Source organism: Bacillus sp. T-10(2022) (assembly GCF_056502895.1).
Genome location: NZ_CP113518.1, coordinates 1,200,885 through 1,214,747 on the forward strand (window position 1 = coordinate 1,200,885; position 13,863 = coordinate 1,214,747).

Consider the following 13,863-nt stretch of genomic DNA (forward strand, 5'->3'; position numbering starts at 1 on the left):
AAAAGGGAGTGGGATTACATGGTTAGAGTACAAGAGGCAGCATTTGAAAAAGCGGAAATGAAGCGTGATTATTATCATCTGATCATTAATGGAGAAAGAGTGGAAAGCTCGGATGGTTCCACGATTGATGCGTATAATCCTGCAACTGGTGAAATCATTGCCAAGGTTGCAAAGGCGACCAAGGAAGATGCAGAAAAGGCTGTTCAAGCTGCACGTGAAGCATTTGATAACGGGAAATGGAAGAGGACTCCGATTAACAAACGGTCTCGTGTTTTGAACAAAATTGCAGCGATCATGCGTTCACGCTTTAATGAATTGGTAGAATTGGAGGTCCTGAACAGTGGCAAATCCATCTCTGCAGCGCAAGGCCAAGTCATGCAGGCAATTGAAGATTTCGAGTTTTATGCAGGCGCTTTAGTTGCACACCGCGGATCTGTCAATAATGTTCCTGGTCAATTCCATAACTATACGGAAAAAGAGCCAGTAGGTGTTTGTGCTCAAATCATCCCTTGGAATTACCCTATGATGATGGCTGCGTGGAAGATTGCACCTGCAATTGCAGTCGGCTGTTCGGTCATTGTCAAGCCAGCTTCGTTAACTCCGCTGACTGCCATTGTATTAGGGGAAATCTGTTTAGAAGCTGGTGTTCCTTCCGGCGTGGTCAATATCATTCCAGGACCTGGATCTGACGTAGGGAATTACCTTGTCGAACATCCGAAAGTGAATAAGGTGGCCTTCACGGGTTCTACGCCAATCGGCAGGGATCTCATGGGCAAAGCTTCACAGACATTAAAAAGGGTGACATTGGAGCTTGGCGGTAAGTCCCCTAATATTGTTTTTGAGGATGCAGACCTTGAAGCGGCTATCGATGGATCATTATATGGCATTTTCTACAATACTGGGCAGTCTTGCGAAGCTAGATCCCGATTATACGTTCACGAAGACATATATGATGAGTTCGTTGCCAGATTCGTAGAAAAAACGAAAAAATTGAAATTGGGCAATCCGCTCGATAAAGAAACACACGTCGGTGCAGTCATAGATCAAGGGCAATTGGATGTCATCGACAATTATGTACAATCTGCCATTACTGATGGAGCGAAAATCCTCACAGGAGGAAAGCCAGCGGTCATCGAAGGTTTCGAAAACGGTTATTGGTATGAGCCGACGGTCATAGCGAATGTCAATCATGATATGGATGTTGTGAAAGAGGAAATATTCGGGCCGGTCGTTGTCATAATGAAATTCAAAGATGAAAAAGAAGCCGTGAGACTCGCGAATGATACGGAATTCGGTTTGGGTTCAGCCCTCTGGACAAAAGACGGCGGGCGTGCGACTAGAGTGGCCAATCAAATAGAAGCGGGAATCGTCATGGTGAATTGCCCATTCTCCGCATTTCCTGGAACACCTTTCGGAGGGTATAAGCAATCAGGATTCGGCAGGGAACTTTGTATTGAGACACTTGATCTTTATACAGAAACGAAAAGCATCATTTCCTATCATGGAAGCCGTCCCTTAAATCCCTTTGGAATTTAATAAAACATAAAATAGGCGGCTGGCTGAACGGTATGTCGGAAAAGTAATTCAAGTATGAATGAATGCTGATCTGATTCATCCGCAGCCAGCTCTATTTATTTTTGAAGGAGGAATGAACGAATGATTAGAAATCTAGTGATTGTCGGATCTGGTGTCATGGGCAGGGGAATAGCTTATGTAGGAGCAACAGGAGGCTTTAATGTAGTACTGGTGGATGTGAATCAGGATGCTTTGGAAAGTGCAAGAAACGAGATAGATGCCATATTCGAGAAGGGTGTGCGCTACCAAAAAATCACCCAGGAAGAAGCGGCAGCTGCAAAAAGCAGATTTTCCTATTCTTCCAATTTGAAAGAATCAGCAGCATATGCCGACTTGATCATAGAGGCAGTTCCGGAAAAGGCGGAAATAAAGAGGGCAGTCTTCGAAACGATTGAAGTCCATGCAAAAGAAGACTGTTATTTTGCAACCAATACGTCCACGATGAGCCCGACGGAAATTGGTTCTTATGGAAAACGTCCCGAAAAAACGATTGCCATGCATTTTTTCAATCCTGTACAAAAGATGCCGCTCGTTGAAATTGTACGTGGTCTTGAAACCAGCGATGAAACGGCCGCCGTAATAAAAGAGGTAGCCGGAAAAATGGGAAAAGAAACAGTGGTCATAAATGAATTCCCTGGGTTTGTTACCAGCAGGATCAGCTGTTTGGTAGGAAATGAAGCGTTCTTTATGCTTCAAGAAGGTTTAGGCACACCAGAGGAAATCGATAAGGCAATAAAGTTAGGGCTGAATTACCCAATGGGACCATTTGAGCTAGGTGATTTGGTGGGACTGGATGCCCGTTTGAATAATTTAAAATACTTACATAGTAAGCTTGGTGAGAAATACCGCCCGGCTCCCCTCCTTGAACAGTATGTTAAAGCTGGCAGGCTCGGCCGTAAGTCAGGTAAAGGTGTGTACGATTATACAAAAGACGGCGAGCTGGTGAGGAAATGAAGGATGTTGTGATCATTGATGCTGTGAGAACACCAATCGGAAGATATAAAGGCGCTTTGAAAAGCGTTCGCCCGGATGACCTCGGTGCAATTGTAATCAAGGCGCTGACCGATCGCAATCCAGAGCTGCCGCCAGATCAAATTGAGGATGTCATTTTCGGGAATGCAAATCAAGCTGGGGAGGATAATCGCGATGTGGCCCGGATGTCCGCCCTTTTAGCTGGTCTTCCGGTAAATGTAGGTGGAACGACAATAAATCGTTTATGTGGCTCCGGATTGGATGCCGTCATGTACGCTGCACGCTCCATTGCAGTTGGTGAAGGCGATATTTATATCGCAGGCGGTACTGAAAGCATGACAAGGGCGCCGTACGTCATGGCCAAACCTGAGAGTGAATTTCCGCGGGGTTCAATGGAGCTTCAGGATACAACGATTGGATGGCGTTTCACGAATGAGAAACTTAAAGAAATGTATGGTGCGGATTCCATGCCTCAAACGGCTGAAAACGTCGCCCTGCGTTTTTCGGTTTCAAGGGAGGACCAAGATCAATTCGCGTATCAAAGCCAGCAAAGAGCGAAAAAAGCAGTGGAAAATGAGCGTTTCATTAATGAAATCGTACCTGTTCGATATACGGATCGTAAAGGGAATGAGGTCATTATCGAGAAGGATGAACACCCTCGTCCTGACACGACCATCGAAAAGTTGGAAAAACTCAAACCGATCTTTAAAGGCGGCACTGTAACGGCCGGTAATGCTTCAGGTGTAAATGATGGAGCCTCGGCATTACTTTTGATGAGTGCAGAAAAAGCACGGGAGCTTGGATTGAAGCCACTGGCCAAATATGTTGTAGGGGCGGTAGCGGGTTTGGAACCGTCCATTATGGGCCTTGGTCCGATCCATGCCACTAAAAAGGCATTGGAGAGGGCAAGCTTGGCGATTGAAGACATCGGGCTAGTGGAATTGAATGAAGCATTCGCTTCCCAATCCTTGGAGTGCATCCGCCAGTTGAAATTGGATCAGGGGAAAGTGAATGTCAACGGCGGAGCAATAGCGTTTGGCCATCCGCTCGGTGCAAGCGGGGCGCGTATTTTAACAACACTTGTCCACGAAATGAAAAAGCGGAAAGTACGCTATGGTCTTGCGACGATGTGTGTAGGCGTTGGCCAAGGCATATCCGCCATTATAGAAAATATCGAAACAAATTAAGGGGAGGAGACTCATGTCCAAGGTTATTTATGAAGTGATAAATCAAATCGGTTATATAACAGTGAATCGGCCCGACGTATTGAACTGCTTCGACTATGAGACACTTTGTGAACTTCAGGAAGTCATCGATGCAGTTTTTTATGACGGCGATATCCGTGTCGTCATTTTCACCGGTGCTGGGGAAAAAGCATTCAGCGCGGGAGCGGATTTGAAAGAAAGAAAGTCTTTGAATGATGCGGAAGTAAGAAGGAACGTTAAAGCGATTCGTGATGTTTTTAATAGTATCGCAGGGCTTCCGCAGCCAACCATAGCTGCCGTCAATGGATATGCATTGGGGGGAGGATTTGAATGGCTGCTTTCATGTGACTTTGCAATTGCTGCCGAAGGTGTTTCTTTGGGGCTCACTGAAACAAGCTGGGCCATTATTCCTGGGGCAGGCGGTACACAGCGGCTGCCGAGATTGATTGGAGAAATGAAAGCGAAGGAATTGATCTTCACCGCTAAAAAATTGACTGCAGAAGAGGCATATCAATTAGGGATCCTTTTGAAGGTCGTGCCAAGGGATCAACTAATGTCAGCTTGTGGAGAATTGGCAGCCAATATCATGAAAAACGGGCCGATTGCAGTCAAACAAGCCAAATATGCGATTGACCAAGGAATGAATACGGACTTGCAAACCGGAATGGCCATAGAAGGAAAAGCCTATGAATTGACCATCCCGACTCAAGACAGATCGGAAGCGCTCCTGGCATTTAGTGAACGGAGAAAAGCACGATTTACTGGTGAATAATATTGCGCTTTCATTTAAAAAAGATATAATAATTATTATGTCTTCCGTGTGAAAATAGTAACAATGTCAGGACGAGGTGAGAAAGATAGGTACTAATACACAATCCATGATTTTTACGATATACGGCGATTATATCCGTAACTATGGAAGTAAAATCTGGATAGGCAGTTTAATTCGTTTGTTAAAGGAATTCGGCCATAATGAGCAGGGCGTTCGTGTAGCCGTTTCACGAATGGTCAAGCAAGGTTGGATTCAATCAGAGAAGCAGGGAAATAAAAGCTATTACTTTTTGACTGATCGCGGTGTGCAGAGAATGGATGAAGCGGCCAACCGCATATATAAGATGAAACCGAATGAATGGGACGGTAAATGGCGTATCTTAATGTACACGATCCCTGAAGATAAGCGGCAATTACGGGATGATCTCCGTAAAGAATTATTATGGAGCGGGTTTGGCAGTTTTTCAAGTGGTTGCTGGATTTCCCCTAATGATTTGGAGAAACAAATCAATCGCTTGATCGAGAAATATGACATAGATGAATATGTTGATTTTTTCATTTCGGAGTACAAAGGTCCAAAGGAAAACCAATCGCTTGTCGAGAAGAGCTGGCATTTAGAAGAGATTGAAAGTAAATATGAAGAATTCATCGAGAAATACAGCAAACAATTCATCGTTCATCAAAGCATCATTAGCAGGGGCGAAATGTCCGATGCTGATTGTTTTGTGGAACGAACGAATTTGGTGCATGAATACCGTAAATTTTTATTTATCGATCCGGGCCTGCCAAAGGAACTTCTGCCTTCAAAGTGGAATGGGAATCATGCTGCTCTTTTATTTAGCCAGTATTATCAAGTCTTGGCTGAACCAGCAAGCCGTTTCTTTGAAAGCGTATTTCAGGAAAACAATGATTTATGCCGGAAAGACGAAACCTATGATGCCAAGGACCATCCACTGATCATTAAGTGAAAAAGAGCTTCAGCCAGTCGCTAATGACGACTTGCCGAGGCTCTTTTCACATTATCATTTTCGACTCTTGCTTTTACTTAATCAAGTATCCCTTTGAAGTCTTTTCCTTTTTGAACATATGTATCGATTGAAAGTTGGATCAATTCAAGATCTTTATCATTCAATCTGCGAACCACTTTCCCCGGGGAACCAATAACCAGTGAACGTGGGGGGATGATTTTGCCAGAGGAAATCAATGTGTTCGCTCCGACGATGCATTCTTCGCCGATCTCTACATTATCCAATATCGTTGATCCCATACCGATAATGGAGCGTTTGCCTATTTTACAGCCATGCAGGATGACATTGTGACCAACCGTCACTTCGTCTTCAATGACAACTGGGCATCCTTCAAATAAATGAATGGTTGAATTATCTTGAATACTGCATTTTTCTCCTATTGTAATTGAATCTTCATCACCACGCAGTACGGAATTAAACCAAATGGTCGAGTCTTTCCCTATCGAAATATCACCGATTAAATGAGCGCCGGGTGCCACGAAAACAGTATCATCAATGGATGGTTTTTTATTATTGTAAGGAATAATCATAATCTCGCTCCTTTTTGAAAAGTCAGAATTGTTTTTCTAATGAATATAGTATAACATTAAATTGACAGGGAGGGATGAAAGTGAAATATATTTGTGAACTTTTTGCGATAAAATATCCCATTATACAAGGCGGCATGGGGAATATAAGCAATGCAAGTCTTGCGGCTGCAGTATCCAATGCAGGAGGATTGGGGACAATAGGGTGCGGTACCATGAATCCTGAACAGGTGGAAGCCATCATTCTCGAAACCAAAGATAAAACCAATAACAATTTCGCGTTGAACATTCCAATAAATGTTAGTCCATATACAGATGAGTTAGTGAGTCTTGTCCTGAAGCATGAAATACCTGTAGTTTCCTTATCTGCAGGAAATCCTGCCCCTTTCATTCCGCTATTGCAAAAAAAGAATATAAAAGTGATTGCCATCGTTGCGTCGGTCAAGCACGCACAAAAAGCGCAAGCTGCAGGGGCTGATGTGTTGGTCGCAGAAGGGTTTGAAGCGGCCGGGATCAATTCGAACCTGGAAATGACGACCTTTACACTCATTCCGCAAATCAGCAAGCATGTGACGATTCCAGTTTTGGCGGCTGGCGGAATAGGTAATGGACGGGGTTTGGCAGCGGCATTGATCCTGGGGGCTTCAGGAGTCCAATTGGGAACCAGGCTGATCGCTACACAAGAGGCACCGTTCCATCCGTCATATAAACAGAAACTGATCGAAGCTATGGGCAATGATACGGTAATTTTGGGCAGAACGTTTGGCCAGGTCAGAAGGGTATTGAAGGACCCATATACCGAGAAAGTCCTGGATTTGGAAAAACAGGGGCTGTCTCCTGTGAATTATCGTGAAATGACCTCTGAGGTCCATCATATTAATGGGGCGATGAACGGGGATGTTAACAATGGTTTTATGAACAGCGGCCAGGTTGCCGGATTGATTGACGATATACCCACGGTAAAAGAATTACTTGATGGCATGATGAAAGATGCAAAAAAACAAATGGAAGATGGATTGAGGAGGCTCTCTGCCCCTTTTATGATTTGAGAGCGGGGTACCGAACTTGTCATGTGTACATCTCTACCCATTTAGGGGCTATTCACTTGGTTAACTATATCGAATGCTTGAGGTCAATTCGTCCTCAAGTTTTTTTCGTTTCTGGACCATCTGATATTCTATTATCGTTCTTCTTACAAGCATAGTTCTATAGTAAATAGCCCGATAACAAAACATGACTCCATAAGAACATTGTTTTAGGAGAACATTAAGGAAAAATGCGGGTTAACTTGTGATACAATGGACAATGTCCTTTTTGACATCATGGGTGCCCGGATTCATCTTGGAGCACCCCTTTTTATATGTAATAAAAGTTAGAAAAGGGGAAACCTCATTGGAAACTTTAATAATGAATATGATTGAAGCGTTTAAATCTTTATCTTATTTCGGTGTTTTGCTAGCTTTGACTTTTGAATTCATTCCTGCTGAAATAGTTTTGCCACTGGCAGGATACTGGGTTTATCAAGGTGATATGAATTTATACTTGACTATCCTTGCTGGTTCGCTTGGTGGGGTAACGGGACCATTGACGCTTTATGCCTTAGGTAAGTATGGCGGGAGACCGCTTGTATTAAAGTTCGGAAAATACTTTTTGATCAAAGATGAGCAGTTGAACAAAGCTGACCGCTTCTTTGAAAGGTATGGTGGGGGAATTGCCTTCTTTGGACGGTTTGTACCAGGTATTCGTACCGCCGTGTCGCTGCCATGCGGAATATTGAAAATGAATATTTGGAAATTCATATTATATACCTATATGGCGATGCTTCCTGTTACAAGCGTTTATGTTTATTTAGGGTTTAAGTTAGGACCTAGATGGGAGCAAGCAGGAGCTATCTTTTCACAATATGCGAATTTCTTGCTTATCCCCATTGCACTTATAGTCATTTGGTTCATTATGAAGACTCGAAAACAAAAGCAAAGAGAAAAAATAAAAGTCAATTCATAACAAAGAAGGCGCCATGATCAGGCGCCTTTTTGATTTATATCATTATTAGCAGCATCCACCGAAGCCGCCGCCGAATCCCCAACTGCATCCAATGATGATCAACAAGATGAATAATACGATCAGCAATGCGAATCCGTTATCGAAACCGCCGTGGCTGCCTCCACAACATTCGTTACCATTTCCACCCATTTGATTTCCTCCTCATACATATTATGAATTACATACCTAGCAAAACATCTTTACCGGGAATACTTCATACTATGTATTCTAGGCCGAAGTGTTTGCTTATTCATAAAAAATGGGCGTAGGCAAAATCAAGGGAATAAGCCCGAATATTTTTTTGATTTTGTTTTAAATGTTATAATATACCATGTGGATTGTGGGGGAAGGGAGCTGAACTAACTCATGAAAGTTGCCATTATAACGGATGTGCATGGTAATGCTTCAGCGTTGAAAGCCGTTCTTAGGGATATTGATCAAAGGGAAGATATAGATCGTCTCTATTGTTTGGGAGATATGGTGGGGATTGGCCCGGATACTAATGAAGTCCTTGAACTTTTATTTTCAAGAAATGATTTATCAATGATAACTGGAAATCATGATGAAGCTGTCCTGGCCATCGTTAACGGGGAGCCGCATCCGGACGGTCATATTCATGTTAAGGAGCATCATGAATGGATAGCTGAAAGGATGCATTGGAAATTCATAAATGAATTGGAAAAATTGCCTCGAACCATACATCATATCATTAATGATCACTCCGTTTACTTCACCCATTATCACATGGAATCGAAGAAATTGGATGAGCACATAAGCCAAAATCCATTTAGTAAAATCGTTGAACCGAGTTTAAATAACTTAGAAACGCTTTTCAAAGATCAGCATCACGATTTAATAGGATTTGGACATCATCATCCTATCCACCTTTTTAAAAATGACCGAACGATATTCCTGAACCCTGGTTCTCTTGGCTGTAATGGTGAACCAGTTGCTCCTTATGCGATTGTTGCTATTGAAAATACCGGTATTCAGGTAAAGCTTGAAAAAGTCGCCTATGATAATACATCGTTCCTGTCATCGTATCAAAGCTTACAAGTCCCAGAGCATGAATTCATTATACGTGCCTTCCATGGCGGCCAGCAGGTCTAGGACGTTTAAAAAAGATGAAGTATGGGGAAATGTTGAGCATAAAGGTACATGCCTGTGGATACGATAATAGGCAAACTCAACGAAGGTGGAGGTAGGTCATGAAGGAAAAGGAACAGGTGGTAAACCAAGAGCAGGAAGAGATGGAACGGCACAGTTTTGTCTGTAATGATGAATTGTTCAATAAGGATCTGTACGCCATTGTCGATGATACGATGCAAGAGGAAGGATAAACGGGAAAACGCTGCAGGTAATGTCTGTAGCGTTTATTTTTACGTTGAAATGGCTGAAGCCAGAATTTTGGATTTCCGTAAAAGATCACGTCCTCCTGATTCCATCACTCTTTTTACAGCCAGTGAATCCCGGAAGTGAATCATTTGAAACCATTCTGGATTTATCCCATACTATATATAAGTTTCAAATCCGAGAGGAGGGATGGCATGGGACATCATCATGGTCACTCCCATGATCATGGGCACGGACACCACCATTCTAATAATAAAAAAGCCTTGCTGGCATCTTTCTTATTAATCTCCACATTCATGATCGTCGAGGTCATTGGCGGATTCTTGACAAATAGTCTGGCTTTACTGTCAGATGCAGGTCACATGCTTAGCGATGCTGCAGCTTTAGGGCTTAGTTATACAGCGATAAGGTTGGGGGAAAGGAAAGCGACATCGTCCAAATCGTTTGGATATAAACGGTTTGAAATCATTGCTGCTTGTTTGAATGGATTGACCTTGATCGTCATATCCGTATTCATTTTCGTAGAGGCAATTAAGAGGTTCCTGGATCCCCCTGAGGTGCAAAGCTTGGGAATGCTAATGATTTCAATCATCGGCTTACTTGTTAATATCATTGCGGCCTGGATTTTAATGAGCGGAGATAAGGAAGACAATCTGAATGTACGGAGTGCTTTTTTACATGTTATTGGTGATATGCTTGGATCTGTGGGTGCCATTGCGGCCGCACTTTTGATTTACTTTTTCGATTGGGGAATTGCAGATCCGATTGCGAGCGTCATAGTCGCGATTTTAATCATTATCAGCGGTTTTAGGGTAGTGAGGGATTCTTTCCATATCTTGATGGAGGGCACACCAGACCAAGTCGATATGGATGAAGTGAAAGCATCCTTGATGGAATTGGATGGTGTATCCGATGTACATGATCTCCATATCTGGACGATCACCTCTGGCTTTTTGACAATGAGCTGCCATGTTGTCATAGATGAGAGCGGTAATCACGATTCAGTTTTAGCAGAAGCGCAAAAACTACTTCATGATCAGTTTGGGATTGAACATAGCACGATCCAAGTGGAAAGACAGGAAGCGGGATGTCCGAATCCACACGAGACATGTAATTGAAAAGGGCTGGCTCAGTTTAGAGCCAGCCTCAGACTGTAGACAAACTCAATGTAGAACAAGTTAGTCTCAATTTTATTTAGGTTTATAAAACCTGGAACGTCGATTTCCACTCCAGGCACTCGCTTTCCGCGGGCGGTCCGGGAGCCTCCTCGGAGCTTTTGCGCCTGTGGGGTCTCCCCTTGACGCGCTTTTCCCGCAGGAGTCTCGCACCTTCCGTTCCAATCAACTCTGTTTTGAAATTTAGATAAAAACCCTTTTGTCTACAAACTCGGGCTGGCTCAGTTTAGAGCCAGCCTCTTAAGAGTGTATAAGGGGATCATAGTTTTTTTCTGGATGATTTTTACGACCATGCAGAAGCATTCCTGTTAAAATGAATCGAGATCACTTACACAACAAGGTTACTATGTGAAAACATCGGTTAATTTTACTGCGAACATAATCCTGACACATAAAAATGGTAGGATTGAGGGAAAATGCTTGGTCTTTTTAATAGTTAGCATATATAAAATGATTCCACTATAATTCAGGAAGGAGGAATCCGTCAATGAAGAAAATTCTTGTCGTAGAAGATGAAATCGCCATATCGATGGTATTGAAAGCATATTTGGAGCGGGAAGGTTTTGATGTAGTCCAAGTTTACGATGGGCTAAAGGCCATTCCGGTGTTTGAAGAAACGAAGCCAGACCTTGTCCTGCTTGATGTCATGCTGCCTGGTAAGGAAGGCTGGGATATACTGAAGGAAATTCGGGAGGACGATACATGTCCGGTTATCATGTTGACTGCACTGACAGATGTCGATTACAGATTATCGGGATTTAAGTCAGGTGCGGATGATTACATCTCCAAACCCTTTGTTGCCGAAGAAGTCGTGGCCCGGGTGCATGCCGTTTTAAGAAGATCATCATCGGTTGTTACGGAAGATGGTCATGTACATCAATTTGGAAGTTTAACCATCGATGATCTGTCTTATATGGTTCATTTAAATGGGGAAGAGATAAACTTGACGCCGCGTGATTTGTCGCTGCTCGTTTTTTTCGCTAAGCACCCTAATCAAATTTTCACGAGAGAACAGCTGCTTGACCAAGTGTGGGGCATAGATTATGACGGCAGTGACCGTGCGGTGGACCTGGCGATCAAACGAATCAGGAAGGCGATAGATGCATGGCCTGTAACTGAGGGGGAAATAAAAACATTGCGTGGATTGGGGTATCAATTGAGTGTCTATGAAAACTAAAAAAAGAACCACTTTACAACGCTATTGGACAAAGAGGTACGTATTGACCTTGATTTCCGGTTTGATATTATTGTCTGTTTTTTCCTTATGGTGGATGGAAAAAACGGCTTTGGAATATAGGCTCAGCCTTCTTAAATACTTAGCTGATGAAACATCCGATCGCGCGATTAAGGAAAATGGCCAGATTGTCGTTGGCCCGATCCTTTCGGAAATTGTTGAGGAAAGGGAGAAAATCCTCCATCTGAACCAACAGCCAATCATCTATATCGTCGATCCCGATGCCACCATCATATATACGATGCCACAATTGTATATCGATCCGGATGAAAATAAACTCCCGGACGTCATCATGAAAAATACGGAGTTAGTCCAGAAGGTCAAGATTTCCGACAACAAAGTATATGTTGTCAAATCCCCCATTACGTTTAACGATGAGACGAGAGGCTGGGTGGTCATTGCCCAGGAAGAAGGGGCATTGAAGGAAATCAACCAAGATCATGGCTTGTTGGCGATCATGATTGGAGGACTTCTGATTCTGGGAACGGGAGTCATTTATTTTCTTTCCAGGCAGATTTCGCGCCCCATCCAAGACGTAGCTAACGCCGCTGTCCAGGTTCGTGAAGGCAACTATGATATCCATTTCAAAGAGGAAGAGGAAATCAAGGAAGTAGAAATTTATGAACTGATAGAATCATTTAAGGAAATGACCAATCGATTGAAGGTCATGGAGAAGCTGCGGGCGGAATTGCTTGCAGGCGTAACCCATGATTTGAAAACGCCAGTCACTTCCATTAGCGGACTGATACAAGCGGTTAAGGATGATGTCGTTAAGGGAGAGCAAAGTAAGGAATTCCTCGATATTTCCTTAAAGGAAACTCAGCGTTTACAAGGTATGATAGAGGATTTACTCAATTATAATGCCATATCGGCAGGCGCTTTTAAAATCCGGGTGCAAAAAGAGAATATCAATATATTCATCAAGGAAATCGCCTATCGCTGGCAGGTGACCCAGGATGATGATCAAGCGTTCGCTTTTGAGATAAAAGTTCCTGATGAACCGGTCTTTGGTCAAATTGATTCATTGCGGATGCAGCAAATCGTCATTAACCTTTTGAATAATGCCAGACATGCACTTGACGGCAAAGGGAAAATAGCGATTCACCTTTATGAAAAGGATGAAGAACGGATCTGCATTGATGTACTTGACAGCGGGCGAGGGATTCCGAAACATGAACAGCAATATGTGTTCGAACCATTTTATCGAGGTGAAAACAAAAAGCTGAAGGTACGTGGGTTAGGTTTGGGACTGCCATTCAGTAAGATGCTCGCAAAAGCGCAAAAGGGAGATCTTGTGCTTAAGGATAGCGATGAACAAGGCACCACCTTCACGATTATCATAGAGAAAGCGGATAAGATATAAAAAAGGGTTGTCCGATGTAATGGACAACCCTCTTATTATGCAGAATGTTAACTGATTAAGCCAATTGGCTGATTGCACGCCATAATTGTACATGACGGACCTTCCTTGGAAGGAAGCGTCCCATTTCTTCTTCATTATATCCTGCATGCAAGTTCTTATGGTCGAAAATGATTGGCCGGCGAAGTAAATCCGGGTTATCTTGAATAAGCTTGCAAAGATCATTAAGTGGTGTATTATTTATATCGATATTCAGGCTTTTGAATTTTTTGGAACGGGTTGAGATGATTTCATCTGTCCCGCCTTCAGTTTTACGTAAAATCTCTTTTATTTCTTCTATAGAAAGAGGTTGGGAATATAGGTTACGTTCATTAAAGGAAATTTCGTTCTTCTTAAGCCAAGCTTTTGCTTTACGACAGGCTAAACTGCTTGGGGTAGTATAAATTGTTACCATTAAAATCGACTCCTTCAAAGTTTTCAAGTTTATTGGAATGAAATTATTTTTATATTTGTGATACTCTTACTTTAACGTTCCTTTGTGTCAGCAAGATGTCAAGAAAAATAAACTTAAATGTTATTTTAAAAAGAAAGGGAGAAAATGAAATGGAATCTGCCTTTAA

General features: G+C 42.7%; 15 protein-coding genes. 12 read left to right on the top strand and 3 right to left on the bottom strand.

The annotated features are described in order from the left end of the window. Nucleotides 1-18 precede the first annotated feature (18 nt). The 5 genes from OSJ91_RS05810 (at nt 19) to paaX (ending at nt 5,491) form a co-directional block, all read left to right on the top strand. Entirely contained in the window at nt 19-1,536 is a 1,518-nt protein-coding gene (locus OSJ91_RS05810) for an aldehyde dehydrogenase family protein (protein WP_230177277.1), read from the top strand. A gap of 120 nt (nt 1,537-1,656) precedes the next feature. Continuing rightward, nucleotides 1,657-2,529 (top strand): 3-hydroxyacyl-CoA dehydrogenase, encoded by an 873-nt coding sequence (locus OSJ91_RS05815; RefSeq protein WP_230177278.1) that lies wholly within the window; start codon nt 1,657-1,659, stop codon nt 2,527-2,529. Further along, on the top strand, nt 2,526-3,734 hold the full coding sequence (locus OSJ91_RS05820; RefSeq protein WP_350301599.1) for an acetyl-CoA C-acyltransferase: 1,209 nt from the start codon (nt 2,526-2,528) through the stop codon (nt 3,732-3,734). The genes OSJ91_RS05815 and OSJ91_RS05820 overlap by 4 nt, the downstream gene beginning before the upstream one ends. A gap of 13 nt (nt 3,735-3,747) precedes the next feature. Then, nucleotides 3,748-4,524, top strand: a complete 777-nt coding sequence (locus tag OSJ91_RS05825) for an enoyl-CoA hydratase-related protein (RefSeq protein WP_350301600.1) — start codon at nt 3,748-3,750, stop codon at nt 4,522-4,524. An 85-nt stretch (nt 4,525-4,609) separates the two neighbouring features. After that, entirely contained in the window at nt 4,610-5,491 is an 882-nt protein-coding gene (paaX, locus tag OSJ91_RS05830; RefSeq protein WP_485891854.1) for a phenylacetic acid degradation operon negative regulatory protein PaaX, read from the top strand. 77 nt (nt 5,492-5,568) lie between these two features. On the opposite strand, the gene OSJ91_RS05835 is transcribed toward paaX, so the two are convergent. Continuing rightward, nucleotides 5,569-6,081, bottom strand: a complete 513-nt coding sequence (locus tag OSJ91_RS05835; RefSeq protein WP_241593642.1) for a gamma carbonic anhydrase family protein — start codon at nt 6,079-6,081, stop codon at nt 5,569-5,571. Nucleotides 6,082-6,161: 80 nt separating this feature from the next. On the opposite strand from OSJ91_RS05835, the gene OSJ91_RS05840 reads away from it, so the two are divergent. Together OSJ91_RS05840 and OSJ91_RS05845 are read left to right on the top strand one after the other, a co-directional pair. Next, complete coding sequence (locus OSJ91_RS05840) at nt 6,162-7,127, top strand: NAD(P)H-dependent flavin oxidoreductase (RefSeq protein WP_485891203.1); 966 nt, start codon at nt 6,162-6,164, stop codon at nt 7,125-7,127. A 343-nt stretch (nt 7,128-7,470) separates the two neighbouring features. Then, nucleotides 7,471-8,082: a DedA family protein gene (locus OSJ91_RS05845; RefSeq protein ID WP_485891205.1), complete on the top strand. Its 612-nt coding sequence runs from the start codon at nt 7,471-7,473 to the stop codon at nt 8,080-8,082. 45 nt (nt 8,083-8,127) lie between these two features. Here the strand turns inward: OSJ91_RS05845 and OSJ91_RS05850 are convergent, their stop codons facing one another. Beyond that, the gene (locus tag OSJ91_RS05850) at nt 8,128-8,271 is read right to left on the bottom strand and encodes a YjcZ family sporulation protein (RefSeq protein ID WP_350301603.1); all 144 of its coding nucleotides are present in this window, start codon (nt 8,269-8,271) and stop codon (nt 8,128-8,130) included. Between the two features lie 216 nt (nt 8,272-8,487). Between OSJ91_RS05850 and OSJ91_RS05855 the strand changes: the two genes are divergently transcribed. The 5 genes from OSJ91_RS05855 to OSJ91_RS05875 all read left to right on the top strand — a co-directional run bounded on the left by OSJ91_RS05855 (nt 8,488) and on the right by OSJ91_RS05875 (nt 13,246). After that, nucleotides 8,488-9,231: a metallophosphoesterase family protein gene (locus OSJ91_RS05855; RefSeq protein WP_485891206.1), complete on the top strand. Its 744-nt coding sequence runs from the start codon at nt 8,488-8,490 to the stop codon at nt 9,229-9,231. A 98-nt stretch (nt 9,232-9,329) separates the two neighbouring features. Beyond that, a complete protein-coding gene (locus tag OSJ91_RS05860) occupies nt 9,330-9,461 on the top strand; it encodes a hypothetical protein (RefSeq protein ID WP_272492837.1) in 132 nt (43 codons plus the stop codon). 207 nt (nt 9,462-9,668) lie between these two features. Continuing rightward, on the top strand, nt 9,669-10,592 hold the full coding sequence (locus OSJ91_RS05865; protein WP_485891207.1) for a cation diffusion facilitator family transporter: 924 nt from the start codon (nt 9,669-9,671) through the stop codon (nt 10,590-10,592). 544 nt (nt 10,593-11,136) lie between these two features. Beyond that, nucleotides 11,137-11,826, top strand: a complete 690-nt coding sequence (locus OSJ91_RS05870; RefSeq protein ID WP_350301606.1) for a response regulator transcription factor — start codon at nt 11,137-11,139, stop codon at nt 11,824-11,826. Next, the gene (locus tag OSJ91_RS05875; RefSeq protein ID WP_485891855.1) at nt 11,816-13,246 is read left to right on the top strand and encodes a HAMP domain-containing sensor histidine kinase; all 1,431 of its coding nucleotides are present in this window, start codon (nt 11,816-11,818) and stop codon (nt 13,244-13,246) included. The genes OSJ91_RS05870 and OSJ91_RS05875 overlap by 11 nt, the downstream gene beginning before the upstream one ends. A gap of 55 nt (nt 13,247-13,301) precedes the next feature. Here the strand turns inward: OSJ91_RS05875 and spx are convergent, their stop codons facing one another. Continuing rightward, nucleotides 13,302-13,697 (bottom strand): transcriptional regulator Spx, encoded by a 396-nt coding sequence (gene spx, locus OSJ91_RS05880; protein WP_034314875.1) that lies wholly within the window; start codon nt 13,695-13,697, stop codon nt 13,302-13,304. Nucleotides 13,698-13,863: the final 166 nt, after the last annotated feature.